The sequence below is a fragment of the Nocardia tenerifensis NBRC 101015 genome (assembly GCF_000308715.1).
Classification (GTDB): Bacteria; Actinomycetota; Actinomycetes; order Mycobacteriales; family Mycobacteriaceae; genus Nocardia; species Nocardia tenerifensis.
In genome coordinates this window covers 1-25,553 of sequence record NZ_BAGH01000606.1, presented here as the reverse complement: position 1 = coordinate 25,553, position 25,553 = coordinate 1, and the positions used below count along the sequence as shown (strand labels likewise).

The following is a 25,553-nucleotide window of genomic DNA, read 5'->3' as shown; positions in this document are numbered from 1 at the left end:
GTAATCGTCACCTTCTGGCGCTACTACCCAGCACTACCGCGGCAAGCCCCCGTATCCCCCGCTGCCCGAGCGGGCCGCGTGCCCGCTGAGTTTCAGCCTGCACAAACGTGATTCGCTCAATCGTGGCGCCGACGAACTCGACCGGGTGATCGCGGCTCGCGCGCAGGCCGCCGGGTTCGCCTTCGCCGACCCACGCGCACGCTTCGCCGGGCACGGGATCTGCGGGCGTGACCCGTGGACCAATCAACCGAACATCGCCGAGCCGGCGGAGTCCTTTCATCCCGACGGTAACGGGTACTTGCCCACGCTGAACTCGGCTACCGGACGATCGAATCAGCTCGCGGTGGGGTACTTTCGGCGCATCGGCGCAGCTGCACGAGTCGGCCACTTCACCCACCGACCGGATCAGCCTGCGGGCAACCCGACCCGCTCTTGCTCGAGCGCCTCGCGCCGCCGCGAAAAGGCCTGCGCGACCGCCGATAACGACGAGTCCGGCAAGTACCCGCCGAACAACACCGTGAGCCGCTGAGCGAAGGTCCGCTCCGCCGCCTCGGCGAGCCGCGCACCGTCATCGGTGACCGCCAACAGCGACGACCGGCGCGTAACCGTCCCGTGTGAATCGCTACGGACACGTCGGAGTTCAGATATCGCGATAGTTCGCTGCCGCGTCGTCGATGGTGCGCAAGATCTGATCGACGGGGACCGGCTGATGGCGGGCGGTGTAGTCGGCGGACGGGCGCGGAAGCAGGACCAGCCGATCGACTCCGAGCGCCGCGTATTGCGCGACGGTATCTCGGCGCACGGGACCTGCCGGTGTCACGGTGATCTCCAGCCGGCCCAGCTCTGCTGGTCGCTCGTATTTCCGGCCGGCGGCCGCCAGGTTGTCGAGGTGCACACGGGTTTGGTTCAGATCCAACCCGAAGCCATACCAGCCGTTGGCCAGGGTGACCGCGCGGCGGTCGGCCACGCGACCACCCGAGGCCACGACGATCGGCGGGCACGGCTGTTGCCGTGGTCGCGGATGGGCGTCGATTCCGGAGAAGGTGACATAGCGGCCGTGGTAGGCGGGCTCCGGCATGCTCCACAGGGCCCGCATGGCATTGATGAAGTCGTCGGTGCGGGCGGCCCGCTCCGACCTGGCGACACCGACGGCGTCGAATTCCGCCCGGACGTAGCCCGCACCGACACCGACGATCAGCCGGCCCTGTGCCACCTGATCGAGGCTCGCCAATTCCTTTGCGAGTACGACCGGGTTCCGCAGCGGCAGGACGATGATGCCGCTCGCGACTTTCACCGTAGTCGTATGCGCCGCAACCAGAGTCAGACCGACGACGGTGTCCAGCATCGGGAGCGTCGGCGACAACGCGAATCCCTCGGGAGCCGGGTCCGGCAATACCAGATGCTCTCCACTCCACAGAGATTCGAGCCCGGCCGCCTCGGCATGCCGGGCCACGCGGACAGCGGTGGCAGGATCGGCGCACGCGCCGTAATTGATCGCGAACAGTCCCAGCTTCATGACCATCACCGCCTACTCGTTCCGAAATAAAGCACGCATTGGAATCTAAGACCGGGCCAGCGATGCGACTAGCGATAGTCTCGCACAGCTGATATGAGTATCTCGCATGTCTGACTTCACAGTGCCCGGTCTGCGAGTGGTCCGCGAGGCGGTGCGTACCGGCTCCTTCTCGGCGGCGGCCGAAAGATTGGGCTACACGCAGTCGGCGATTTCGCGCCAGGTCTCGTTGATGGAACAGGTCACCGGCCGACAGCTGTTCGACCGGCACGCTCGTGGCGTACGGCCGACCGAAGCGGGCCGCATCGTGGCGCGGCATGCCGAATCGGTGCTCGAAGCCTTGGACCGCGCCCAGAGCGAACTACGCGACCTCAGCAAGCATGCCACGGCGCGCATCCGCCTCGGCGCCTTCTCGACCGCCACCGCCGCACTCGTACCACGCGCCATCACCATTGCCGCACAACACAATCCACTGCTCACCGTGCAGCTCCGCGAGGGCACGAGCCCGCACCTGCTGACCGCGCTCGCCCGCCGCCGCATCGATCTGGCCGTACTCTCCGGCGAATTCGACGTCCCCGACGGCGTCGAGCTGACCGCGCTGACCCAGGACACCCTGTATCTGGCTGTGCCCCAAGGGCACCGGCTGGCACACCAGAGCAGCACCTCGATCGCGGCGCTGCGTGCCGAGAAATGGATCGTCGGCAGCGAAGAATCCCACACCTCGCTGCTCGGCGCCTGGACCAATGCCTCCTGGCAACCGATCATCTCCCACGTCGCCCGGGACTGGGTCACCAAATGGGGCTTGGTCGCCGCAGGCCTCGGCATCACCCTCGTCCCCGGCCTGGCCATCCCCGCACTGCCCGCCACCATCGCGATCGTCGCCATAGACGACCCCGCCGCCACCCGCCGAACAGTACTGGCCCACACCCCCAACCCAGCCACCCACATCATCCGCGAGGCCCTCCTCGATGCCAGCGCACAACTGAATGTCGAACTGCGAGAACGCCTCAAGGCCTGACCGGCCTCCGGCCGACGCTGCGGGTGCGTCGTCAGCAGTACAGGCGCACCCTGCTCGGTGGTGACGAACAGCGGCATCGTGCCGTCAACTCGTCGAATGCTTCGGCGGCCTGGTGAAGAACCTGCGCGCCGCCGACGGCACCGACAAGAACAACGTCTACCGCCAACTCGGTCTCACCATGACCTGTGACCACGAAAAACGGGTGGTGGTGACTGAAGTTCAGCCACCACCACCCGTGGGCGTAATGGTCGTGTCCGGAGGGGGACACACGCGCTAAACACACAAATCGACCTGCGGAAATGATGGTTGGGGACCCAAGTCGGAGGGTGACTCACTTAGACAAGGTCTTTTGTCCGAGCGAGATGTACTCGCTTCGTTTCGCCTCCACCTTGCCCCAAAGCCTCTGTGCGCGTGCCTGTCTGGCATCAGTGTCCTCAGCCGCGCGGTCGACATACCACTGGTCGGTGTGGCTGGATAAGACCTTGAGCGCCTCATAGAAGGCGACAAGTTTGACCTCCAGCTCAGGCGGCCCGGCGATTTGCGCGCTGCCCCGTGCGTCCGACATTGCTACCCACGCTTCAAGATATGCCACGTTAGTAGATATGATTACCTCACCAGGGCTTCGGTCCAGCAACCTTTCCCAAAGCGATCGGAGGCTTTCTTGGAAGCGGTCGGCACGAGCCAGGAAGTCGATGTGGGCCATGTACCTCCGGTCGACGACCGCCTGTGATCGCGTTTGCTCGGCGAGCTTGCGCTGGTTGCGCGCAGTCAGCCAATTGACAGCGAATGTCGCGCCACCACCAACAGTCGCGCCTGCGAGAGTGAATAACCCGGTCGCAATCTCAAATGCCATGGGACATAGGTTAACTGGTAGTCATGAGCTGCAGTTTGTTGCACGCCTCGCCGCTGGGCAATAGATGCGATCTGTGGCGGACTGGCGGTGCTGTGATCGCCCACCGCAAAATCACCTGATGCGCCGGCTTCACAGCCCGAGCTGTTCGCGCACACGCTCCAACGCGAGAAAGCAGCGGATCGCCACGAAGTGGACTTCACATGGTTGTCACTGATCTCGGCAACCGATCAATCAGCCAACATCCGCTCTATCAGCGTGGCGCGGAGGCCAGAACGCAGCACCCATGCTTCGTCGAAGATCGTTTGAAGCCGGGGGCTGTTGCCAGTACAGCGATATTGTCCCCTGCATGCGGGGATGCGTGTGGAACTGGCCGGCCACCAGCCGGTCGGTGGGATTAAAATTCGCTCGCGGTGAGCCAGCGCGAGCCTGAGAATGAGGCGATGTATCCCCGCCGAGTGTCCTAGCGCGAATTCGCCAGGTCGGTCCGCAGCTGCCATCGTGACCGGGTGCTGGAGTTGGTGGCGGCGGCGAGTGCGGCATTGGCCGATCAGTCGGTCACTGGCCTCCGACCGCGGGTTAGCGGCGCGGTGCAGCAATTCACCTTGGCGGCGGTCGCCCGGACCGCGCTCGCCGAGGCGATGACTTACCGCGATGATCTGCCGGTCCCCACGAAGGCGCTGGAGCGGATGTGCGATTTGGCCATCCAGGTCGATCAGCCCGATATCCCGGAAAAAGGCGTCCTCGACGGAACGGTGATGCGGCGACTGCTCGGGCGAATCACTTACCAGCAGTTCGTGTTCGGCCACGCGGAACTTGGGGACGTCACGCGCACGCTCGCACTCTTCGACGACCACGACCCCACTCTGACCGACATGCCGACCGCGACGCAGTGGGAAGGCGCCCTCGGTGTTTTGCTGTCGGTGTACCTGAACATCGCCTTCACCAGCTTCGTCGGACTCAGCAAACACGGCGGCCAGCTTTCGCACGCCTCCATCGCCGCAGCCGCAGCGGTCGGTGCCTTCGGTGCAGGCGTCGATGCCGCCACCGCTACCAGCGTCATCGAGAACCACTTCGCCACAGACCAAGGCGAACTCGAGGCGTCGGCCAAAGCTGGCGAGGCCGACGCCAGCGGTCACGAGATGTGGGTGTCCAACCCGTTGCTGGCTAGGCCGATGATCCGCCGCCCTGACGGCTACCTGGCGCCGGTGGTGCCGTATGTGCTGCACAAAGTGACTCCCCTGGGCATGTACTTCACCGGTGTGCAGGCATTCGGCAACGGGTTTCCTCAGCTGGTCGGAGACTCCTTCGAAAAACTCGTCGGCCGTCACCTGCGACTGCTCGCGACGCTGGGTGCCCAGACCCATCCAGAGGTGACATACGGACGCGAGAACAAGCGCACCTGCGACTGGATGGTGGTCCTGCCGACCATGGTGCTGTTGGTGGAATGCAAAGGCATGCGATCGGTTGAATCCGCCCGTCTAGGGCAGGAGGACGGGCTGCGAATCCTGGCCTCTCGAGTGCAGAGGGCACGCGAACAGATCGCTACGACCGCAACGCTGGTCAGCGAGCGCATCCCTGAACTCGCCCGCATCCCGCACGACCGACCGATCCGCGGACTGGTTGTCACATTGGAACCCATCCACAACGTCGACACCTATATCTACGAGGATCTGCTCGCGCCCACCGCGATCCAGACCGCCACCGTCAGCGCCCATAGCCTCGAGGAGATCCTTCCGACCCTGGCGGGTCTGGCCGACGGGCAGGAGCGCTTGCTTGCCGCATTGACCGCGACGCCGCCGACCCCGGCTGGGTTGGAGCGTGCAGTGAAAGGGGTTGATCGCGTTCGCAATCCGATCTCGCTGAAGCTGTGGGACGACTGGGAAGCCTCCGTTCCGGCCATCATCGCCGCGCGACATGCCGCACAATAGAGTCGGCTGAGGCAGGGGCTCTGGTCAACCCTGTGGGTCCGAGCCAGAACGGCGCCGGGCTATAGCGCGGTTTCACCATGGCCGGGCGACTTGCAGTCTTCTCGACCGACCACCGACAGGGGAACGATGAACATCGATGGCCAGGCCGAGTTCGAAGGCACCGGAAACACCTACCTGCGTGTGCGGGACTGCCTTCGGGTGATGGGCAAGCAGTTGTTCGTCGATAGATATTGGTACGACGAGGTCCTGGCCGGTGACCTCGAGAACCCGATCGCTGTTTTCGACGCCCTGATCGAGCACGGCTACCTCGAGGCAGAAGGAACCATAAACTTCCCCGTGTGGAATCGCGAAACCCGCCAGAACGAACAGGTTGTCCGACCGCGATACACCATGACGAGCAAAGCCTATGCGGTGGCGAATGCCAGCGCGGCGAGCCCGGTGCACCGCGCGACTGCGGAGAAGGCCCTGGCGGGTTTCCTGGAAAGAGTCGAGCAAGCCGCGGCCGATCCGCTGAACTTGTGGGTTGTGGATCGCGTGGTGCTGTTCGGTTCGATGCTGGATCCAACCCGCCAGCGTGTGAGCGATGTCGATTTGGCTGTAAGACTGATCGAGAACGAGGCGGTCTTCGAATCCGCAGGTGGTCACCAGTTGGCGGGTTCGGTGTTCCTCGCCGAGATGAACGGCGGCCGGCATCCATCTGGGTACCGAGGGGAATACGGAGTCCGGAGATTTCTCAAGGGCCGGTCCCGGGTGTTGAGCCTGGCCAACCTGTCCGCGGATGGCGCGATGGCCGGACTATCCCCCGATACCCCGCATCGGGTTCTTTATGAACGTCCGCCCATAAATTAGCAACCTGCGGTATCGACCTGACCTCCACGGCGAAACGTTCTCTGCGCGCGCTGATCGACCAATCATTAAATGGACGCAATATCCGCAGATGGGCGAGAGACAGATGACACTGAACAGCCAACGCTGGCTAGCATGCCGCCAGCACGCTCAAACAAATCCATATAGACCGATCGGTCACCGACGTCGTTTTCTCCTACATCGGAAGGAGGTACTGCGATGCCGAGCACCTTGGTGCAACTATTAGGACTTCGCTACGTTGAGCCCAATATGATGAACGAAGTCGCATGCTGACATGGAGTTCACGACGTCAGGAAATGGTTCGAGGCATTTGACTTCTATAAAATGTCACCGCCACGCCATATCGGGCAACAGCGGGGCAATCCAGCGCTGCGCACGGTCCGAAGATCGCGAATGGGTCATCTGTGCCGGACAACGGAGGACTTGAACCTCCGGACCGCGTCCTCACCCGTCTGATCGCAAATCTCATACTTGGCGAGAGCGGAAGTTGAAGCCACCCTCAACTCGGCTTTGATCAGAAAGAGAATTAGCCGGGCGACCCAGGAGGCCATTGCCTATAGATGGCGCGTCCGATCCTAACGCCGACGAACCCGTTACCAGATGCGCCCCGACGCCAACCGACCCTGGCTGGGCCGACTGGTGCGGTGGCCCGGCATCGACGCCGTTTGGGTGCTGCGATCGGCGCGGGCATGCGACGGCGATATCAGGATACTTGCAGCCTGGTAGCGACGCGTTTCATAACCTCCTGCAGCGAGGCGATCATCGGGGCTGTGCGTGCTTTTGTTCGGGCGGTCAGTTCCGGTCCAGCCAGCGCTGGGGTACCAACATCGAAAAGGGGCGTGGGGGCGTATTCGGCTTGCAGGATAGTTTCGCGTGCCGCTTCGTCGCCGTAGATCGCTTGAATCAACCGGACCGCAATCTCAAAACCTCCGGTCGCCGGGCCTGCGGTGATGCGATTGCGGTCCTCTACCACGTTGCCGGGGGAATGGATGGCGCCGACGTAGGGAAGCAGGTGCGCGGCTTGGAAGTTCGCGGTGGCCCGGTAGCCCTTGAACAGGCCTGCCGCCCCCAGTAGCAGAGGACCGGTGCACGAGCCTGCGATCCAACGGGCGCGGGCACCGCGGTCGGCCAGGAATTCGAGAGTCTGAGCATCTTCGAAATTGGTACTGGCGGTCGCGCCTGCGTAGAGAACATCCAAGTCGCGAGGACAATCTTCATAACTGGTCGTCGGTCGTGTCGGAAAGGTGGGTACGCCTATTACCTCGTCGGTGTTTTTCCAAACGAGGTGGGGATTCACGCCAGGGATCATGCCGAATGCTGTGTATGCACTGACGATGTCCACCGGCCAGTAACCGGGAGCGACCAGGATGGCGATCTCGAGTTTGCGTCCATCGAATGGGCTGGGAAGCGGCGTTCCCTCGCTCACGTGTGCGGTCGTAGGGTTCTCGGGCTTGTGCAGCAATTCGTAGCCGCTCCATCCGAGTGCGGCGGCTCCGGCCGCTCCGATGGCGCCGCCCAGAACCGCGCGCCGCTTGAGGGGGGTGTCGCCGGAGCTTCCACTGTCGTGATCAACCGTCATGCGTTCATTCAGTCACCAGTGCACCAGAAGTGCCATGGGCTGTACTGCCACGATTCAACGGATTCGCGCCGAACGGCCATCACATGTAACTAGTGAATCGCTTTTGCGTCTCCGAGTGCACTTTCCGGGTACTGCCCACCCCACCGCGTCGGCCACGGCGCGCTCCGCGGTCACTGGCTTCGACTCGATCGACCAGCGTGAACTGTGCTCTGCGGCTCACGGCGCGTGCAGCCTGTGCCGTCTTCGGAACGCGCCCTGCAAGTGCGCCGATCGCATCAATCGAGCAACACGCTTGCCGGCCCGACCGGATTCCCATGCCGATACGCAGCTCGGCATGGACTCTCGGCGCGGCGTAGGTGCCGCGTGAGGCGATGTGGATCGCGGTGATGCGGCCTTGCGTAATACCTCGTTCTCCGTTTCGAGCCGTGCTTTGCGGCGCAGTTCGACCATCTCGCTGCGTTCAGCGCCCGTCAGGCCCTCGCGGACGCTGGCGACGATGTCGGCGCGTTCGACCGAGTTCCACAGACAGGATTCGGAGATGCCCAGGCTCGACGCGACCTGGGCGAGCGGGCGGTCACCGGCACGGGCCAACTCGATCGCACGTTCGCGAAACTCACGGAAATGTGCTGGAGGCCATGCGGACTCCTTCCGCAGGCGAATATCCCGCCTCCCGATCGATGTCCGGAAGAGCGGGCCAACCTCACCGAAAGCCCAAAGCCCCACCGCCCCCGGTTCGTACCTGACGCCGCATCAGAGGCAGACACCATCCGCGCGCGGCTCATCGACTTACTCCAAACGCACTTCGCGCCAGTCCCTTGTCGCCGACGCATGCCGCTGGGACTTGGCCATCGCCAAACAAGGAAGTCGCAGCGCTTCGGCATCGCTCCGGGCGTACAGCCCCTCGACATACACGGAGGAAAGGTGTTGGATATCACAGAAACAGGGGAGCTTCGTATCACAATTTGTGACCGTCACACGCAAGCCGAGCAGTCACGCTGCTCGGGATGGGGGTGCTCGTATGAAGATCGACATCTCGTGCCCCTGCTGCGGCGACGAGCACAGCGTTCAACGTGTGCCCGCAGCACACTTCGAAGGTCTGTCCACAAGCTATGGCACCAACCTCACCACCGGCGTGGGAATCCGAATGGGCTGAGTTCGAAGAACACTTCACCAAATGAAAAGTCGAACTCGGTACCTGCGCCCGCCCTTACGGCACACCATGCCGACATTTCTCTGGCAGATCTGAGGCCGGACCCGGCCCAACGAGCCAGGCTCGAAGAGATCCGCGTCAATATCGAAGCCCGCATCATCGAGGCCAGACGCGAGGGCTGGCTCGGCGAAGTCGAGGGCCTGCAGGTCAGCTACAGCGGCGTCAACGACAAACTGGCCCAGATCGACGCCACGCTCCAGCGAACCACAGCAGGGACCGAACTCGGCATCCCCGGATTCGATGCCATTTTCGGAAGGACTGCTGCCCCATAGGAATTAGTACTCCAGCCGCCGCAGCGTCGGTCAATGGCGATTGATGGTTACGGACTACCCTGCCGTTGATGAGCGCAGACGACTGGTTGACCGATACCCGAATCTCCTACGACACTGTCGCGCTGAGCTATGCCGACCAGGTGCGCGATGCCTTGGCTGGGCACCCATACCTCCGTGCAGCTCTGGCATTGTTCGCGGACAGCGTGCGGGCCGCTGGCGGCGGGCTCGTAGCCGATGTCGGGTGCGGTCCCGGACACGTTACCGCCTACTTACACGAGCTGGGTGTTGATGCTTTCGGTGTCGATCTTTCCCCTGGGATGATCGAGGCAGCTCGGCGTGACCACCCTGGACTGCGGTTCGGGGTGGGTGGTTCTATGACGGAGCTGGACTTCCCGGCGGCCTCGATGGCCGGCATGCTGGTTTGGCAGTCGTTGATCCACGTCCCCGACGACGAGGTCCCGGCCGTGCTGAGGCACTTTCATCAAGTACTGCGTCCCGGCGGACCACTGCAATTACTGTTCCACGTCGGCACCGAGTCGCAGTTGAAGACCCAAGGCTATGGCGGTCACCCGATGAATGTCCATGTCCACCGTCGGCAGCCGGACCTCATGACGACCTGGCTGCGTGATGCCGGATTCAAGGTCGAGGCTCACATGCTGCTCGCCCCAGAAGAGAAAGCTTCGCAAGCAATACTTTTCGCACGTCACCAGCCCTACCAGTAGTTCAGAGAAGCCTGCCTGCGCTGTAGCCAACTCCACGTCAACCCGACAATGCTGCCCCGGCTCGACCAACTCGAAGCTCGCAAACGCCGGGCCGCCGCCCAAGGCTGGCTGGGCGAGATCGAAGGCATCGATCGCACCCTTTCCTGTCTCCGCGACAAACGAACGAACGCGCAACGACTCCAAACCACGGCAAGAGCGGTGAGCCTCGGGTTCCCTGCCACCAGACCTGAGCCAGCGAGGTAGAACCCGACTACGCGTCTTTCTGCTCGGTACGTAGCGGCTGCGGACATCCCCGCAACTGCGGATGAGGCCCAGAGGATGGGCCCCTCCGTACCACCTGCGAATCGCGCGGAAAGCAATATAGTGCGTTCACAGAATCGCTGAGTCCTTGCGTCTCAGGATTTAGACGGCGACGGTACGGACTCGTTGCAGAGACTCATCGAAAAGCCAGCGCAGCGCGAGCATGGCTGCGACCACACCGAGCAAATGTGATCGCTGACGACTGCTCGCATGCTGCGCCAGAATCCGTGGAGAGCACAGTTCGGGTACTGGCCAGGCGCAGCCTGCGCGAACCCGGCATCACCGTTGTCTTGCTCAGCCGCCGTATACCGTGCGCTAGCTACTTCGGATAAGCGTCTCCGAGTAGGCTGGCAGCTCGATCGTATCCGCTGCCACAGTGCGAATCTCGGAGATGGTGTCACCGGGTACGAAGGCCGGGGCGGCGGTTGGGGCGGCGGTGTAGGTTGTGGCCTGCCGTGCGCCGATCAGGCTGGGTGGCAAGGCGATCCGCAGCGGACGGTCGGCTGCGTTGATCAGAACTGCCACGGTATCTCCTGCGGCGGACGTTAGTTCGGCGCCGGTGAACGCCTCCGCCAACCCGGTGTAGGCCGGGACGAGCAGAGCCGCGGGACTTTCGATACCCGGGTCCAGCCGCAGCGCGCGGACGGTGGTCGAGTCGTCCAGGCTGCGGTAGAGCGGTGTCAGCGCCCAGTTCAACGCGGTCCGGCCGAAGAGTTCGGATCCGCCTGAGCCATCGGAGATCAAGGCGTGCAGTGGTTGATTGGTGGTCCCGCCGCCGCCCGTGGTCGCGGTGGGCGCACCGTTGAGGGCGCAGTGCATGACGGCCATGCCGACGCGCGGGTCCAGCAGTGCCCGCAGGGTGAAGGAGGCGACGCTGAGCGCGACGGCCCAGGTTTGCTGCGGTGCCGGGAAGTTTCGCAGCAGCGGCAGGTCTTCCCTGCCCATCTGGTTGTATTCGGTGAACCAGATTTCCATCCCGGTGGGCACCTTCGGTAGCAGGCGCTGGGCGAGTTGCGTCCACTGCACGACACCGCCGGACGCGGTGGACGAGACGTCGGCCGTGACCGGATCCACGATCCAATACGGATGGATCACCACCGCGTCGGCGCCGCGAATCGTCCCGTACAGCTGGTCATTCCATGCGCGGAACCGGTCCCCCAGGGCCGTGCCGAGCACGGAGGAATCATCGGCGGCGGCGACGCCGATGCGGGCGTGGGGGAACTCCCGGCGGATCGCCGTGATCCACTCGTTCATGGTCCGCGCGTAGTCGGCTCCGGTCGGATAGACCTCGGAATACCGTGCCATCGGCATCCATAGCTCGTTGCCGAGTTCGACGTAGCGCACCGGCATCCCGAGCTGCTGTGCGTGGCGCAACATGTCGAGCTGGTCGTCCAGGGTCGAGTTGGCCACATTGAGGTCGAAGATCGGTGTCGCGCCGGTATGGCCGACCAGTTCGGCCCAGTCGCTCAGTAGCAACGGCGTTCGACCGTCGTTGCGTCCGGCGAACCCGCCGCCCTCGTGCTCGTCGAAAAGTCCGGTGCGCCAATCCAGCCACTGCGAGGTGGTGCCGCCCTGTACGCGCAGCAGTCCGGTACCGGTGGCGGCGAGCGCGTCGCGGAAGCCTCGTGCATGCCACTGCGCCGCATTCTGTGCGGAAATGATGCGCGCCCCGTTGACGCCGAAGAACTCGCGACCGGCGGTGCGGCTCATCTCCTGCGCGACAAGCCGATACGGGCTCGAGGCGGGACCGGCCGAGGTCGTCGGCGCGGTACGTCCCATGGTGTACACCGCCGCCGCGCCTATTACGCTCGCGCCGAATGCGCGCCTGCTGATGGCGCGGTGCGGGAGTTTGGATTCGTTCACCCGTGGTCTCATTTCCGGTCGTTGTTGGACACGCAGCGGATGCGTGGATGCTGTTGTGGATCAAGGGCATTGAGCGCGAGGTCGACCGTTCTCGGGTCCGTCGAGCCGGCGATGTGTCCGGTGCGGTCCTCGGGGCAGCCGTCCTGGACGAGGATGTTGGTGACGTTCGGGGCGTTGATGAACGCGGAGGTGTATGGCGTCACGATCTGGTCCTCACGCGTGGCGATCATCGTGTAACGCACGCCATCGGCGGTCATCCCGTCCTTGTCGAGCTCCTGCAGGAACGGCGAGCCCGCCATCATGTCCGTCAGGGCCGGCCGGTCGGGAATCACCAGCGGCAGCACCGCCGCCGACCCGGTCGTATCGACCCCCGCCACGACCGTGCGCACGCCGTGCTGTGGACCGAAGATCGACACGACCTGACGAGCCGAACCAGCCGCCCCCGCAGCGAGTTTCAGGCTCACCGCGCGAGCGATCAGGCCCCCTTGCGACTTGCCCACCAGGTCGAGCGAGTCGACACCATTGACGGCCAGGATCCGTTCGGCGGCCCGGGTGAAGTAGTCGACCGACACCGAAACCGGTTGCATCGAGTCGTATTCCATGCCGTAGACGCAACGACCGTCAGCGAGCAGTGCGTCACGCACCGGGCCGAGACTCTGTTCAACATCGGCATTCGTGCCATGGACCAGCAGGACCGGCACATCGCGGTGCGCCGCACACGCGGCGATATCGGCGATCGCGGTGGGAGACGGCGCCGCGTGCGCCGCACCCGCCCAGACCACGGAGACGGCGGCCAGCACTGCGACCCCGGTCGCTGTGGTACGCAATGATCCTCCCGAGATAGTGGACCGGACATATATGCTCAAAGCATGATCATCGAGTCGGCGCCGCTTGTAAATATGTGCATGGGCACTCATGGAGATCTCTTAGATTCGGCTACCCCGTGACCCGCCGCCCAGAGCGCGGTATCAGCGCAGGGCTCCAGCCGAGGTCCCCCGCACTAGATTTGCCGGGTGGACACATGCGAGGCACGATGCTGGACAACCTGATTCTCGGCTTGCTGGGCTTGGGTCCGCTCTCTGGCTACGACCTGGGCAAGTGGATGGACGGGCCGGGACGATTCACCGGCTACCGCGTCACCTTGCCGCAGGTGTATCGCACGCTGAGCAAACTTGTCGAGCGCGACCTGGTGCGCTACGAGATCGAACCCCGTGAGGGCAAACCCGATGCCAAGGTCTACCGGCTCACCGAGACCGGCACCCAGGCATTGCTGGACTGGGCACACTCCCCTTTCGAGCCCGCGCCGCGCCCGATGGACCCGGATTTCATGCTGCGTTTCCTGCTCACCGGAGTCCTGGGCCGTGACTACGCCATCAGCGTGCTGCGCACCGAACTGGACTATCGGCGCGCCCAAGTCCGGAACCCCACCCGGGTCGATGAATGGGTAAGCGCTCTGGATCCCCTCGACCTGATCGATCCGCGCTGGGCAGCTACGGTCCTGCGCGCCGCCCATGACCAGGGCCGGGCCTCGACCGCTTCCTACATCGGCTGGCTCGAAGTCACCCTCGCCGACTTCGAGAACCGGCCTGACTCATAGGAATCCCGCGCGCTGGGGAACTCTCATTGTCCACGCAGCATTCGTACGGCTTCGCGATCGATCCGCGGTCGCAATTCGGAATCGGGAACATCGGCGAGTCCGGTCGCTCCGCGTAGGAAGGAGCCGAACAATCGCCACCCGAGCTCAAGCGCCGCGACGTTGGCAACTGCTATGGCGGCGGCGCGATCGTCAGGGTGATGGTGGCGTGACTGGTCGAGCAGGCGCTCCATGATCGGGAATCGGTCCTGCAGGGATCCGACATCGAAGCCGTCGAGGATGCAGCGGGCCAGCACCTGCCAATGACGTTGCCAGCGTGGGTCGTTCGCGGTCAGCGGATCGTTCGCGTCCAAAGCCGCGGTCTCGGCTCCGAGATGGTTCAGCACCGCGGCCACCAAGCTGTCCTTCGCGCCGAAGTGCCGGAAGACGAGGCCGTGATTGACCCCGGCTCGCTCGGCGATGTCCCGGATCGACGTGGCGGCCGGGCCCCGTTCCGCGAACAGCTGCGCGGCACTGTCGAGCACGGCGGAGACCACTTCCTCTCGTCCGATGGGAACGGCTTCGGCCGGGGGTTTCGTTGCGCGCTTCGTAGTCACGTGACTACACTAGCCCACATCATGCTGTAGTCAGTTAACTACAGAGCTTCCCACTCATTCGCGAGGATCCTCATGACCCCGACCACCGTGCCCGCCGCGCAAGACCCCACCGCCACACTCGACGCCCGCCCGGTTCGGCTTCCCGGCTATCCGCTCATTACGGGTCCTTTCACCCACCTCGCCGTCGAACGTGACCGATTGGCCGCTCTGCGTTGGCAGCATTTCGACGCCGTCCAGGTCGGGTCCACCTTGGGTGCGGAGATCTCCGGTATCGACCTGGCTGCCGATCTCGCCGATGAGGTCATCGCCGAACTCCGGCAAGCTCTGCACGACTACAAGGTGCTGTTTTTCCGTGACCAGCCGATGCCCCCCGCCCAGCATGTCGCCTTCGCCCGGCGATTCGGTGAGCTCGAGGTACACCCGTTCGTGCCCTCCAACACCGAACATCCCGAACTGGTCCGGTTTCAGAAAAGCGCACAGGTCAGCGGTTTCGAGAACACTTGGCACCACGACGTCACCTGGCGTGAACAGCCCTCGATGGGTGCGATCCTGCACGCGCTGTCGGTGCCCGATCTCGGTGGCGACACCCTGTTCTCCGACATGTACGCCGCTTACGACGCCCTCGACGCAGAGACCAAAGACCTGATCGCCGATCTCGATGCGGTGCACGATTTCACCCGCGCCTTCGGCCACGCGCTGCCCGAGGAACAGCGGGCAATTATGCGCGCCAAGCATCCGGCGGTACGTCATCCGATCGTGTGCACGCATCCCGTCACCGGTCGGCGCCACCTCTATGTGAACCGCATTTTCGTCGACCATGTGGCCGGCATGGACCCCGATGCCGGAGCCGAATTGATCGATCGGCTGTGTCGCCAAGCCGATTACCCCGAGCACCAGACCCGGCTGTGCTGGGAACCGCACACGGTGGCTTTCTGGGACAACCGGGCGGTGCAGCACTACGCGGCCAGTGATTACTGGCCGGCGGTCCGCGTCATGGAACGCGCGTCCATCGCCGGCACGCGCCCGCATCGCTGACGCTATGACCGACGAAGACCAGCATGTGCCACCGACCAGTTCCGCCTCATCGGCCGCGGCGGAGGTGTTCGCGAAATTCAAGCAGCTCGACGGATTCAAGCGCAGCGCCGACGCAGTGGGCCCGGTCCTGGCCTTCCTCATCGGATACCAGGTAGCGGGTGCGCACGGCGGTGTCGCCGCGGCCATCGGCACCGCGGCTGCCCTGGCCGTCACCCGCCTGATCCGGGGCGACTCGGTGCGCGTGGTGTCGGCGTCCCTGATAGCCGTCGTCCTCTACTCGCTGTTCGTGCAATACAGCGGTGAGGGCCGAGACTTCTTTCTGCTCAACATCATCGGCTGCGGGATTCTCATGGTGCTGTTCGGCGTCAGCCTCGCCGGGCGGATGCCCGCCACACTGTGGATCTGCCGGAAGACGCGCATCGAGCCGGTCGGCGAGATCGCACCGGACCGGTTGCGCCTGCACCGGCGGATCACCGCCGTCTGGCTCGTGAACTGGGTTCTGCATCTGATGGTGCTGGCACCGCTGTACGCCCTGAATTTGGTTGCCGCCCTGGGCATTGCCGCGATGCTGCTCGGCAAGCCGTCGGTCGTCGTGCTGGTGGCCGTCACCTGGTGGCAGGTGCAACGGTCCCGCCCGACCCATCGCGACGACGCCGAACCCGCCGCTGCGGATTGAACCGAGCCCTCGCTGCCCACCCTCTCGCCATCGACGAAACAGGAGCAAGATCGCATGCCCGAAACTCACTCCGTTCCCGCTCACACCGCCGCCGCCGGGACCGCGGCCTTCCTGGGATTCGCCCTGGAGCAAGTCACCCATCTGTATTCGCGCGGACACGGACCGGCCGGCGCGGCCGAGGTCATCGAGGCGGCGCCGCGCACGTACTACATTCGGCCCGGGATCGTGAACGTCGGCCTGTTCGAAACCGACGAGGGCCTGGTCCTGGTGGACACCGGACTGCCCGGCGATGGGCCGTCACTGCTGAGAGCGATTCGCTCGATCTCCGACAAGCCGCTGCACACGGTCGTGTACACGCATGGACACGTCGATCACGCCTTCGGCCTATGGGCCTTCCTGGAAGCCGGTGAGACACCGCGAATCATCGCCCACGAAAACCTCATCGGGCACTTCGAGCGCTACATGAAAACCCCAGGCCTGAACACGATCATCAACAATCAGCTATCCGGTGGCACGGAAGGCAAATCCTGGCCCACCGAACGCGGCGATTTCGTCTGGCCCACCGAGACCTTCCGAGCCACGCTGGAGCTGACCATCGGCGGTGAGCGTTTCGAAATCCGGCACGGTAAAGGCGAAACCGACGACTGCGCCTGGGTGTGGGCCCCCGAACGCGGCGTCATCGCGGCCGGTGATCTGGTCACCGGTTATCTGCCGAACGCGGGCAATCCTCGCAAGGTGCAGCGTTACGCCGAGGAGTGGGCCGAGGCCGCCGAAGCGATGGCTGCCCTGCGCCCCGAGATCATCCTCCCCGGCCACGGTGTTCTCGTCCGAGGCGCGGACGCTATCCACGATGAGCTCACCACCATGGCCGCCTACCTGCGCCACATCGTCGATCACGCACTCGCCGGACTGAACGCTGGTCTGCTGCACGACGAGATCGTGGAAACCTTGCGTATCCCAGCGGAACTGGCTACCCATCCCCGGCTGCCCGCGATCTACGATCGCCCGGAATTCATCTGCCGCAACGTCATTCGCCGCTACAGCGGATGGTGGGACGGACACCTGGCCGATCTGCTGCCCGCACCCAAACGTGACCGTGCCCGCCAATACGCCGAGCTGGCGGGCGGATCCGGCGCGCTGGTCACTCGCGCGCGGGAACTCGCCGCTACCGATATCCGGCTCGCCTGCCATCTCGCCGAGACCGCGTTCCTGGCCGCACCCGAGGATCCCGCAGCCCGGCAATGCTATGTGGAGATCTTCACCCGCCGCGGCGAGACCGAACCCGCCCTGATGGCCAAAGCCATCTTCGGCGAAGCATTCAAACGGGCTCGCGCGGCCGAAGAACATCACCGCGGCCAGAGTTAGAACCTGGAGGGCTCGGCCGCGCATTCACCTGCCTCAGGTGCGAGTTGCCGAGCCCATCAGTATGGCGGCGATCTGCGCGAAGAGTCCGACCAGCGGGGTTTGCGGTGCCGACGGTGAGAGGATATGCGCGCCGTAGTGGACGATCACCAAATCATTTCCCGGGGAAATGAGCAAGCGTTGGCCGTGAATTCCGCTGGCCATATAAGAGCCGTGGCCGTCGTTGAGCAGCCACCAGAGGTCGCGGTAGCTCAACGACGCCGGTGCGTCGGCACCATCTCGGGGCAGCCGGACCCGGGCCGTAAGGCCCTCCGGCACGCGCGCGATCGCATCGACCACGCGGGCGGGAACGATCTGCCGGTCACCGACGGCACCGCCGCACCGCAGCATCTCCCCGAGCCGGGCGACGTCGGGCGCGGTGGCGGCGAAACCGCCGCACGCCATCTCCGTGCCCGCGGGATCGAGCATGTAGCACCCGTCCTCGGCGGCGCCGATTTTCGACCAGAGCAGTGTGCTGAACAGTTCGGCGGTCGAGATTCCGGTGATGCGGCGCAGCACCTCCGCGAGTCCTTCGACATTGCCGTTCTCGTAACGGAATGCGCGGCCGTAAGGGCCGGCGGCGCGGGCGGTGGCAAGGTGGTCGAGGATGGTGGTGGGACCGCGGTAGCCTTGCGGCCGTAGCGATGGCGTCACCACGGCCCAGTAGCGGTGGGCTTCCAGCACTCGATCGTAGGGGCGGTCGCCGAAGCGGACGTCGGTGCTCATGTGCAGGAGCTGGTCGACCGTCGCGTCGCCGTATCCGGTTCCGGCGAATTCGGGAACGTAGTGCGCGACTTGCGTTTTGCGGCTGAGCAGGCCTTCGTCTTCGAGCAGTGCTGCCAGCAAGCCGAGGTAGGACTTGGCCGCGGAGGCGTTCAGGTGCGGTTCGTGTGCCCGGTAGCCGTGCAGGTATGTCTCATAGACTTTGCGGCCGCGGTGCATGACCAGCAGTGCGTCGGTCTCGGATTCGGCCAGCGCCGTCGCCAGCGCGACGGTGCGGCCATGGGTCCAGGCGACGGAGATCTCCGACAGGTCGACCAGACCAGTGCTCAGCGGCCGAGGGTTTTCCGCGCCGCGCCATACCGCTCGGGTGGGCCCGGTTTCGCGCACCGATGTCGCGTTGTGGCGAACGTGGGCGGGATCGAGAAACCCACGCCCCCAAATGATGTCGTCGTTGCGCAGCGTTGCTGTCACGGTGCCGGGGTTCCTTCCGGAGGCCGCTTGTGGGCTCGTCGGTCGTCGGGGAATTCAGGGTTGGGCGAGGAGCAGTTCGCGGGCGATGCCGTTGCGCTGGATTTCCGAGGACCCGGTGAGGATGCGGAACATGCGCAGGCGTTGGAACAGCGATTCGATTTCGCTGCCGCGCACCACACCGGCTTTGCCGTGTATCTGGACCGCGTGGTCAGCGATGTCGAACGCCTTTTCCGCGACGAACAGCTTGCACAGGAATGCCTCGACCCGCGGCCTGCTCCCGGCGTCGAGTGCGGCGAGTGCGTCGTAGGTCATCGACCGGGCGGCGTAGTAGTCGGCTGCCATATCCGCCAGGCGATGCTGGATCGATTGCAGCATCCCCAGCGGGGCACCGTTGACCATCCGGGTTTTGGCGTAGTCCACCGACAAGGTCAGTGCGCGGCGGGCGCCGCCGAGCGCGGTGGGGCAGTGCAGCAGCCGGTTGACCGTGACGCGGCCCAATCCGATGCGCAGGCCTTGGCCGATGTCGCCGAGCAGTTGTTCGGGGCCGACGTAGCAGTCGTGGAGCAGGATGTCGGCTTCGATGTGCTCTCCCGACATCGGCAGATCCCCTTCTGCCACTGTGCATCCGGGGGCGTCGAGGTCTACCAGGAACGCGGAGTAGGTGTCGGTGCCGGCCATGCGGGCGATAAGGACCGAGAAGTCCGCGAAGGGTCCCGCACTGGAGAAGACCTTGTGGCCGTTGAGCCGCCAGCCGTCGCCGTCCGGGGTGGCGGTGGTGCGGATGCCGCGCACGTCGGAACCTGCGTCTTGTTCGGTCAGCGAGAAGCAGCACGCGCGTTCGCCGCGCAGCACCGGCAGCAGATACTTCTCCAGCTGGTAGGCGGTGGCGTGCTCGAAGATCGAGCCGACCCGTAGCGGTCCGCCCATGTCGCCGAGCACCGAGGTTGCCAGGATGCGCCCGGAGGCGCCGATCTCTTCTTTCAGGGCGGCCAGTTCGGTGAAACTCAGGCCCTGGCCACCATATTCGGCGGGCAGGTGGATGCCGTAGAAGCCGAGCTCGCGGCTGCGTTGCCACACCGGCTCCAAAGTCTGGCGGGTGTAGCGCGATTCGCGGGTCAGCCCGAGTCCGGCCTCGTAGTCGGCGAGCTCGGTGTCGAGGTAGGTGCGCAGCCGTTCGACCAGATCTTGTAGCTGCGGGTTGTCGGAATAGCTCGGAGTAAGGGTGAAAGTCATTGCGAGGTCTCTGCTTTCAGTTGACGCCGCGTGCGGTGGTGGTCCAGTAGGGTGCGCGCACGGCGCGGCGGTCGAGTTTGCCGTTGCGGTTGACCGGCAGGGTGGGGACGAAGTCCACTGACTGCGGCTTCTTCATCCGCGCCAGCTTGGCGGCGCAGTGCTCAATCAGCTCTGCCTCGGTCGGGTCGGTGCCCGCGCGGGCCACGACCACTGCCTTGACCGCTTCACCCCACTGCTCGTCGGGCACGCCGACCACACAGGCTTCGGCGACCGCGGGATGCTCGTAGAGGACGGCTTCGACCTCGCTGCAGTAGATGTTGAAGCCGCCGGAGATGATCATGTCCTTCTTGCGGTCGACGATGAACAGATAGCCGTCGTGCCGGAAGTAGCCGACATCGCCGGTGTGCACCCACCCGTCCCGGAACGTCTCCGCCGACAGCTCCGGTTCGTGCCAGTACTCGCGCACACAATCCGGCCCGCGGGCCACGATTTCGCCGATTTCGCCTGCGGGCAACGGGATTCCGGCGTCGTCGACGACGCGGACCTCGGTGTCGAAGACCGGGCGGCCGCAGGAGCTGAGCAATTCCGGGTCGGATTCGATGCCGTGCACGATGTCCTCGGAAGTCAATACCGTGATGCCGCTGGTGGTCTCGCCGAGGCCGTAGCCCTGCATCACGACCGGCCCGAAAACATCCACCGCGTCTCGCAGCCGTTGCGGCGACACGGGTGCGCCGCCGACACCGAGACAGGTGAGGCTGGACAAATCCACCTCGGTGATCGCCGGGTGCTGCATCAGCATGTTCAACATCGTCGGCACAACGAAAGTGGCGGTGACGCGCTCGGTTTCGATGGTGCGCAGAAATGTGCCGGTCTCGAAGGCAGGCAGGATCACCACCGCCCCGCCGCGCGACAGGACCGCCAGCAAGACCATCCCCGAGGCGTGGGTAATCGGACCAGGAGCCAGGTAGCGCTCGTTCAGGTGCGGCGCCGAGCCCGGACTCATCAACCGTTTGCGCATATTGGCCAGCCGGTTTCCGGTGGTCTGCACCGCAGCTTTGAGCGAACCGGTCGAGCCCGAGGTGTAGTTCAGGACCGCCGGATGATCTTCGTCGACGTCGACAGAAATCGGCTTGGCGCTGCCTTGCTCGAGCAGTTTCCCGTAGGTCCCGGCGTCGGCGTAATCGAAAACCGCGCAGTCGATTCCCGCTTCGGCGACGGCGGTGAAAGCGGCTGCGGCATGGGCGGTATCGACGAACAACACGCGCACGTCCGCGTCACGCAGCACGTGCGCCAGCTCCCCGCCGGCCAGCCGGGCGTTGATCGGCACCCGCACGAAACCGCCCTTCGACAGCGCCATTTCGGTCACTACGAGTTCTCCGCAGTTGGCGGCGAAGGTGGCGACAGCCTGTCCGGGCGTGATGCCGGTGCGCAGCAGGGCCGAAGCCAATCGGTTCGCTTCGTCCTCCAGCCTGCGGTAATTCCATCGCGCCGGGCCGCAGACCAGCGCCTCGCGCTCGGGCCAGAAAGTGGCGCTTCGGGTCAAATAACCGCCCAGGTTCATCAACAGACTCCAAATATGACGCAGTGACTGATATTGAACAGCATGTCTATTTACTGTCGCGGTGTCAACGCCCCGCTATGCTGACCCTTCAAGTCACGCCGAGAGAGAGGCCCGAATCGTGCCGCCCGAAGACCGTCGCGTCCGGCGCAGCCGCCGCGCGCTGCGCGAGGCCCTGGTTTCCCTGACGCTCGAGCGCGGTTACTCCAGCGTCACGGTCGAAGACATCACCGCCCGCGCCGACCTGGGCCGAGCCACGTTCTACAGCCACTACACCGACAAAGACGATCTGCTGCAGCAGATCGTCACCGATCTGATCGAGGACCTGAACCAGCGCCTGGAACCCCTGGCCGACCCCGGCGAGGTCGGCTTCACCGGCAAACCCGTACTGGAGGTGTTCCGGCACGCGGCCGAGGAGCGCGACGCCTACCGGGTGATCCTGCGCGGCGAAGGCGACGGCCGGGCGCTGCGGCGCTACATCGAGGACCGCACCGCCGTAGCCGCGGCCACCTTCGCCGCGCGGGCGAAGAATCTCGGCGTCACGCCAAAGATGGACATCTACGTGCTGGCCCGCGCCTGGGTCGGCGAGCAGACCGCGATCATGCAGTGGTGGCTCGAGACCGATCCGCCGCCGGTTCCACTCGAGGATGTCGCCGCGATGCTGCGCACCCTGTCGCTACACGGCCGATACCGGGCTATGGGTTTCGAGGACGAACCACCAGCCTGACCCGGCGAGCCCGAACCCACCCGAGCGGTGACCACCATGGTCACCGCTTTTTTTACGCAATACAGTGCGACCAATGATAGACATCGTGTTCGCTATTGAACTTTGCGACCAGTCATGGTGTTATTGCCGTCACCGCCGCTCGCCTGTGTGACCCGTCACAGCCGAGGACAGGCGGTCATCCACCGCGGAGCGCGTGGAACCGCACGACGATCCCGCAGGTTCGCCGAACCGCTACGCCATGACCTGAATCGAAGGACACGATGAGCAACACCACCGCTACCCTTACCGCCGGCACACTGATCGCCGCGCTGACCATCGCCGCCGGCGCGGCGGCGGCCGCGCCCGCAGAACACCAGGTGGTGAACTACACGACCCACGCCAGCGAACACGCGACGGTCATTACCACCGACTCCGGTTCGATGGCCGTTGAGGATGGCACCTTCAAAATCAAATCCAACGCGGGAACAGTGCTCGCGGGTACCGAATTGTCCTTCCGCGTCGACGATTTCGTGTTTCCGATCGTCGCCGATATCCAGGGCCGAACCGCGACACTCACCCCACGGTTCGATCGGGAGAATGCCCGCTACCAGCCCGTCGCGCTCCCGTTCGAGAACCAGGCTCCGTGGAAGTCGGAGTACGAGCGCGAACAGGCGGCCTGGAGCCGCATGACCTCCACCATCCAGACCGGCGGCACCATCGGCACGATCGTGGGAGGCATCGGCGGCGCGGCCGTCGGGTGCATCCTCGGCGGCATCGCCGGAGCAACGGTCGCCGCCGCGGCCATCATCGGCCTGTTCGGCGCCTTCCTGCCCGCCGCGGCCATCGGCTGCCTCGGTGGCGTGATGGCCGTCGGCGCCCTGGGCACCCTCGCCGGCGCCCTCCTCGTCGCTGCCCCCGTCGCGGTCATGGCGGCCGTGCAGTACTTCACCACCATCACATCCCCGGCACCCAAAGCAGTGAAGTAACACCGCGTCCCCTCCTCGAAGCGCGGGTGGACCCCCCATCCGGTCCACCCGTCGCACCCACCGGACGCCATCTCACGTCATCGCTCGAGAGGAATTCCATGAGCACCGAGACCACCGGTCTGGCCGCGCCCCCACACCGGGCGCGCCGCGCCCGAACATTGAGCCTGCTGACCGCGTCCACCGCGATGGACAACACCGAATCGAGCCTGACGACCGTGCTCTTCCCGCTCCTGCGGGAAGCGCTGGGACTCTCCTCGGCAGCGCTGGGAACCGTGGTCGCGGTATCCAAAGCCGTCGGTGTGTTCGCCGCGTTCCTCTGGGCATTGCTCGCCCAGCGCTACCCCCGCAAAACAGTGCTCGCGGTATGTTCGGGGTTCTGGGGCGTCTGGGTCATCTTCGCCGGATTCTCCACCAGTTTCCTGCAATTCGTCATCCTCTACGGCATCGCCGCGGCCGGTTTCGCGGGCGCGGGACCGATCGCGCTGTCCATCCTCGGCGACATCTACGACGACGACCGGCGCGGGCGCGCCACCGGGATCCTCTACGGCGGTGTCGCCATCATCGCGGGCGGCAGCGCTCCCCTGTTCGGTCTGCTGTCCGGATCCGCGGACGGATGGCGCTACGGCTACCTCATCTCCGGCGGGGTCTGCGTGCTCATCGGCATCCTGATCATGCTGTTTCTCGACGACCCCCACCACGACGCGCTCACCCTCGCGCCCACACCCTCCCAACCACTGGAAATCATCGAGGGCAAGGCTCGGGCCATCCAGCGGGAGCTGCGGGAAATACTGAGGATCAAATCGTTTCGCCTGATTCTGTTACAGCGGGCGCTCTCCGGCCAGAACGTGATCATGAGCTTCGGAGTCGTATTCCTCGTCGAGGAACGCGGATTCAGCACCGCCGTAGCATCTGTCGTCGCGCTCCCGTTCGCGGTGGGCTACCTTTCCGGAACCATCGTCGGCGGTCGCGCCAACGACGCCATCCATCGCCTACTTCCCAGCAGCGGCCGAGTCGTGATGCTGCAGGCGAGCCAAATCCTCTTCGCCGCAGTCGCATTGCTCACCACGCAGCTGATGTGGGGCTCGATCGCGATCTATGCGGCCCTGTTCGGTCTGCTCGGTTTCCTGCAGGGCCAAGTGCCGGTGGTCAATCGACCCCTCATCATGGCCGTGGTGGCGCCGCGGCTGCGGCCGCTGGCCTTCGCGGTCTCGGTGTCCATGGTCGAAGGCCTCGCTTACGCCGGATACGCCCTGCTCACCGGGTTCCTCGGCGACGCCATCGGGCTACAGGGCGCACTTTTGCTCGTCACCGTCGTCCTGACCGTCGTCAACGGCTTGGGGTCAGCCGCGCTGTATCGACCGTACGCCCGCGACAGCGTCGCCATACCCGAACCGAGCCCGAAAGACCTTGGATGAAAACACTATTCACACCGCTATCACCCCCTACCGCCCCGGCCGACCTGAAACCCGCGACCCCCATGGTGGACTACCGATTCACCCTCGCCGCGGAACGCACCTTCCTCGCCTGGATCCGCACCGCGCTGGCGCTGCTGGCCGGCGGCGTAGCGACCCATGAACTGGCGCACACCTTCGCCACCCCGATGCTGCGCACTCTGATCGCGACGAGCGTTGTGGGGCTCTCAGCGGTGGTGGCCGTGGGCGCCTACCGACGCTGGCGCGTCGTCGACAACGCGATCCGCCACGACCGTCCCCTGCCCGATTCTCGATTGATGATGGTTTTGGCCGCGCTGGTCGCCGCCGTCGGAATTGTGGCCGGGGTCGCGGTGGCAACCGGATGAGCGCCACCCCGCGAGACCCGGGACTCCAAGCCGAACGCACGGCGCTGGCATGGCGACGGACCGCCGCCACCGCGATGTGCACCGCACTGCTATTGGCACATCACGCCACCCAACGCAACAGCATTCCCACAGCCATCGCCCCGATCGTGACGGCCACCTGCTTGGTCGTCCTCGCAGCCCTCGGCCACCAGCGCGGACGGCGACTCATGACCGACCACCACAGCAGCGCGCACACGGCGACACTACTCACCTCGCTCGCCGTGGCCGCCACATCCGGCACGATCGCGATCGGACTCTTCCTCAGATGAGGACCATCCAACGCCACAGTCAGGGTATTGACACCCTAGTGCTTCGAAACCGCTGGCGGCGAGGGGCAAACCGCGCATCTGATGGCTGACTTCACCGTGACCGGCCGTGGGAGTGGGCAATAGACGGCGGCGCGGTCGCACCCGCGATGCTGTCGACGGAAATGCGGCATTGAGGGTTCATCGTCGTAGAAGCGACACGCCAACACATCACACCGGAGGCCCCTGCGAGGCAAGGTACTCAGCTCGAACACTGCCGCGACCGGAACCCTCCGCGCCCCACACTTGATAAGGCCGGCACACCGATCGATCAGATCCGCCCGGAATTGGCGCTGCTCGGTCTGAC

Annotated in this window: 26 protein-coding genes; 15 read left to right on the top strand and 11 right to left on the bottom strand. The window is 65.0% G+C overall.

The window, feature by feature from the left end:
* Positions 1–405: 405 nt before the first annotated feature.
* Together ON39_RS49420 and ON39_RS42610 are read right to left on the bottom strand one after the other, a co-directional pair.
* The gene (locus ON39_RS49420) at positions 406–585 is read right to left on the bottom strand and encodes a hypothetical protein (RefSeq protein ID WP_146251379.1); all 180 of its coding nucleotides are present in this window, start codon (positions 583–585) and stop codon (positions 406–408) included.
* 55 nt (positions 586–640) lie between these two features.
* Complete coding sequence (locus ON39_RS42610) at positions 641–1,516, bottom strand: TIGR03619 family F420-dependent LLM class oxidoreductase (protein WP_157195635.1); 876 nt, start codon at positions 1,514–1,516, stop codon at positions 641–643.
* A 106-nt stretch (positions 1,517–1,622) separates the two neighbouring features.
* Here ON39_RS42610 and ON39_RS42605 point away from each other — a divergent pair, with 106 nt between their 5' ends.
* Positions 1,623–2,531 (top strand): LysR family transcriptional regulator, encoded by a 909-nt coding sequence (locus ON39_RS42605; RefSeq protein ID WP_051187820.1) that lies wholly within the window; start codon positions 1,623–1,625, stop codon positions 2,529–2,531.
* Positions 2,532–2,643: 112 nt separating this feature from the next.
* On the top strand, positions 2,644–2,808 hold the full coding sequence (locus ON39_RS49415) for a hypothetical protein (RefSeq protein ID WP_157195634.1): 165 nt from the start codon (positions 2,644–2,646) through the stop codon (positions 2,806–2,808).
* A gap of 54 nt (positions 2,809–2,862) precedes the next feature.
* Here ON39_RS49415 and ON39_RS42600 read toward each other — a convergent pair whose 3' ends face one another.
* Complete coding sequence (locus ON39_RS42600) at positions 2,863–3,384, bottom strand: hypothetical protein (RefSeq protein WP_040742754.1); 522 nt, start codon at positions 3,382–3,384, stop codon at positions 2,863–2,865.
* Positions 3,385–3,890: 506 nt separating this feature from the next.
* Between ON39_RS42600 and ON39_RS42595 the strand changes: the two genes are divergently transcribed.
* Together ON39_RS42595 and ON39_RS46575 are read left to right on the top strand one after the other, a co-directional pair.
* Complete coding sequence (locus ON39_RS42595) at positions 3,891–5,312, top strand: hypothetical protein (RefSeq protein WP_040742753.1); 1,422 nt, start codon at positions 3,891–3,893, stop codon at positions 5,310–5,312.
* A 126-nt stretch (positions 5,313–5,438) separates the two neighbouring features.
* The gene (locus tag ON39_RS46575) at positions 5,439–6,161 is read left to right on the top strand and encodes a hypothetical protein (RefSeq protein ID WP_051187819.1); all 723 of its coding nucleotides are present in this window, start codon (positions 5,439–5,441) and stop codon (positions 6,159–6,161) included.
* A gap of 721 nt (positions 6,162–6,882) precedes the next feature.
* On the opposite strand, the gene ON39_RS42585 is transcribed toward ON39_RS46575, so the two are convergent.
* Together ON39_RS42585 and ON39_RS51620 are read right to left on the bottom strand one after the other, a co-directional pair.
* Positions 6,883–7,758 (bottom strand): DJ-1/PfpI family protein, encoded by an 876-nt coding sequence (locus ON39_RS42585; RefSeq protein WP_083895049.1) that lies wholly within the window; start codon positions 7,756–7,758, stop codon positions 6,883–6,885.
* A 216-nt stretch (positions 7,759–7,974) separates the two neighbouring features.
* Positions 7,975–8,349 (bottom strand): hypothetical protein, encoded by a 375-nt coding sequence (locus ON39_RS51620; protein WP_146251380.1) that lies wholly within the window; start codon positions 8,347–8,349, stop codon positions 7,975–7,977.
* Between the two features lie 330 nt (positions 8,350–8,679).
* Between ON39_RS51620 and ON39_RS50310 the strand changes: the two genes are divergently transcribed.
* Positions 8,680–9,240 (top strand): hypothetical protein, encoded by a 561-nt coding sequence (locus ON39_RS50310; protein ID WP_211336502.1) that lies wholly within the window; start codon positions 8,680–8,682, stop codon positions 9,238–9,240.
* A gap of 68 nt (positions 9,241–9,308) precedes the next feature.
* Entirely contained in the window at positions 9,309–9,962 is a 654-nt protein-coding gene (locus ON39_RS42580) for a class I SAM-dependent methyltransferase (protein ID WP_040742751.1), read from the top strand.
* A gap of 615 nt (positions 9,963–10,577) precedes the next feature.
* On the opposite strand, the gene ON39_RS42575 is transcribed toward ON39_RS42580, so the two are convergent.
* Positions 10,578–12,125, bottom strand: a complete 1,548-nt coding sequence (locus ON39_RS42575) for a hypothetical protein (RefSeq protein ID WP_040742750.1) — start codon at positions 12,123–12,125, stop codon at positions 10,578–10,580.
* Between the two features lie 8 nt (positions 12,126–12,133).
* Positions 12,134–12,925 carry an esterase/lipase family protein gene (locus tag ON39_RS42570; RefSeq protein ID WP_040742749.1) on the bottom strand — a complete coding sequence of 264 codons (792 nt, stop codon included), beginning with the start codon at positions 12,923–12,925 and terminating at the stop codon, positions 12,134–12,136.
* A 233-nt stretch (positions 12,926–13,158) separates the two neighbouring features.
* Between ON39_RS42570 and ON39_RS46570 the strand changes: the two genes are divergently transcribed.
* Positions 13,159–13,722 (top strand): PadR family transcriptional regulator, encoded by a 564-nt coding sequence (locus ON39_RS46570; RefSeq protein ID WP_157195633.1) that lies wholly within the window; start codon positions 13,159–13,161, stop codon positions 13,720–13,722.
* A gap of 23 nt (positions 13,723–13,745) precedes the next feature.
* Here the strand turns inward: ON39_RS46570 and ON39_RS42560 are convergent, their stop codons facing one another.
* On the bottom strand, positions 13,746–14,315 hold the full coding sequence (locus ON39_RS42560) for a TetR/AcrR family transcriptional regulator (protein WP_083895047.1): 570 nt from the start codon (positions 14,313–14,315) through the stop codon (positions 13,746–13,748).
* Between the two features lie 72 nt (positions 14,316–14,387).
* Here ON39_RS42560 and ON39_RS42555 point away from each other — a divergent pair, with 72 nt between their 5' ends.
* Genes ON39_RS42555 through ON39_RS42545 form a run of 3 tightly spaced genes read left to right on the top strand, consistent with a single transcriptional unit; the run spans position 14,388 to position 17,391 of the window.
* The gene (locus ON39_RS42555; protein ID WP_083895046.1) at positions 14,388–15,350 is read left to right on the top strand and encodes a TauD/TfdA dioxygenase family protein; all 963 of its coding nucleotides are present in this window, start codon (positions 14,388–14,390) and stop codon (positions 15,348–15,350) included.
* Positions 15,351–15,354: 4 nt separating this feature from the next.
* Positions 15,355–16,026: a DUF3159 domain-containing protein gene (locus ON39_RS46565; protein WP_051187817.1), complete on the top strand. Its 672-nt coding sequence runs from the start codon at positions 15,355–15,357 to the stop codon at positions 16,024–16,026.
* A gap of 54 nt (positions 16,027–16,080) precedes the next feature.
* On the top strand, positions 16,081–17,391 hold the full coding sequence (locus ON39_RS42545) for an alkyl sulfatase dimerization domain-containing protein (protein ID WP_051187816.1): 1,311 nt from the start codon (positions 16,081–16,083) through the stop codon (positions 17,389–17,391).
* A 33-nt stretch (positions 17,392–17,424) separates the two neighbouring features.
* On the opposite strand, the gene ON39_RS42540 is transcribed toward ON39_RS42545, so the two are convergent.
* From ON39_RS42540 to ON39_RS42530, 3 genes are read right to left on the bottom strand one after another with little or no spacing between them, the layout of a single operon-like run.
* Positions 17,425–18,621: a serine hydrolase domain-containing protein gene (locus ON39_RS42540; RefSeq protein ID WP_040742747.1), complete on the bottom strand. Its 1,197-nt coding sequence runs from the start codon at positions 18,619–18,621 to the stop codon at positions 17,425–17,427.
* Between the two features lie 54 nt (positions 18,622–18,675).
* Complete coding sequence (locus ON39_RS42535; protein ID WP_040742746.1) at positions 18,676–19,854, bottom strand: acyl-CoA dehydrogenase family protein; 1,179 nt, start codon at positions 19,852–19,854, stop codon at positions 18,676–18,678.
* 16 nt (positions 19,855–19,870) lie between these two features.
* A complete protein-coding gene (locus tag ON39_RS42530) occupies positions 19,871–21,415 on the bottom strand; it encodes an AMP-binding protein (protein ID WP_040742745.1) in 1,545 nt (514 codons plus the stop codon).
* A gap of 118 nt (positions 21,416–21,533) precedes the next feature.
* On the opposite strand from ON39_RS42530, the gene ON39_RS42525 reads away from it, so the two are divergent.
* The 5 genes from ON39_RS42525 to ON39_RS42505 all read left to right on the top strand — a co-directional run bounded on the left by ON39_RS42525 (position 21,534) and on the right by ON39_RS42505 (position 25,210).
* Positions 21,534–22,139 (top strand): TetR/AcrR family transcriptional regulator, encoded by a 606-nt coding sequence (locus ON39_RS42525; RefSeq protein ID WP_040742744.1) that lies wholly within the window; start codon positions 21,534–21,536, stop codon positions 22,137–22,139.
* A gap of 260 nt (positions 22,140–22,399) precedes the next feature.
* On the top strand, positions 22,400–23,104 hold the full coding sequence (locus ON39_RS42520; protein ID WP_040742743.1) for a DUF8020 domain-containing protein: 705 nt from the start codon (positions 22,400–22,402) through the stop codon (positions 23,102–23,104).
* 98 nt (positions 23,105–23,202) lie between these two features.
* A complete protein-coding gene (locus ON39_RS47960; protein WP_040742742.1) occupies positions 23,203–24,519 on the top strand; it encodes an MFS transporter in 1,317 nt (438 codons plus the stop codon).
* Positions 24,516–24,902 carry a YidH family protein gene (locus ON39_RS42510; RefSeq protein ID WP_083895045.1) on the top strand — a complete coding sequence of 129 codons (387 nt, stop codon included), beginning with the start codon at positions 24,516–24,518 and terminating at the stop codon, positions 24,900–24,902. Before ON39_RS47960 ends, ON39_RS42510 begins: the two co-directional genes overlap by 4 nt.
* Positions 24,899–25,210, top strand: coding sequence for a DUF202 domain-containing protein (locus ON39_RS42505; RefSeq protein WP_040742741.1), 312 nt, complete (start codon positions 24,899–24,901; stop codon positions 25,208–25,210). The genes ON39_RS42510 and ON39_RS42505 overlap by 4 nt, the downstream gene beginning before the upstream one ends.
* Positions 25,211–25,553: the final 343 nt, after the last annotated feature.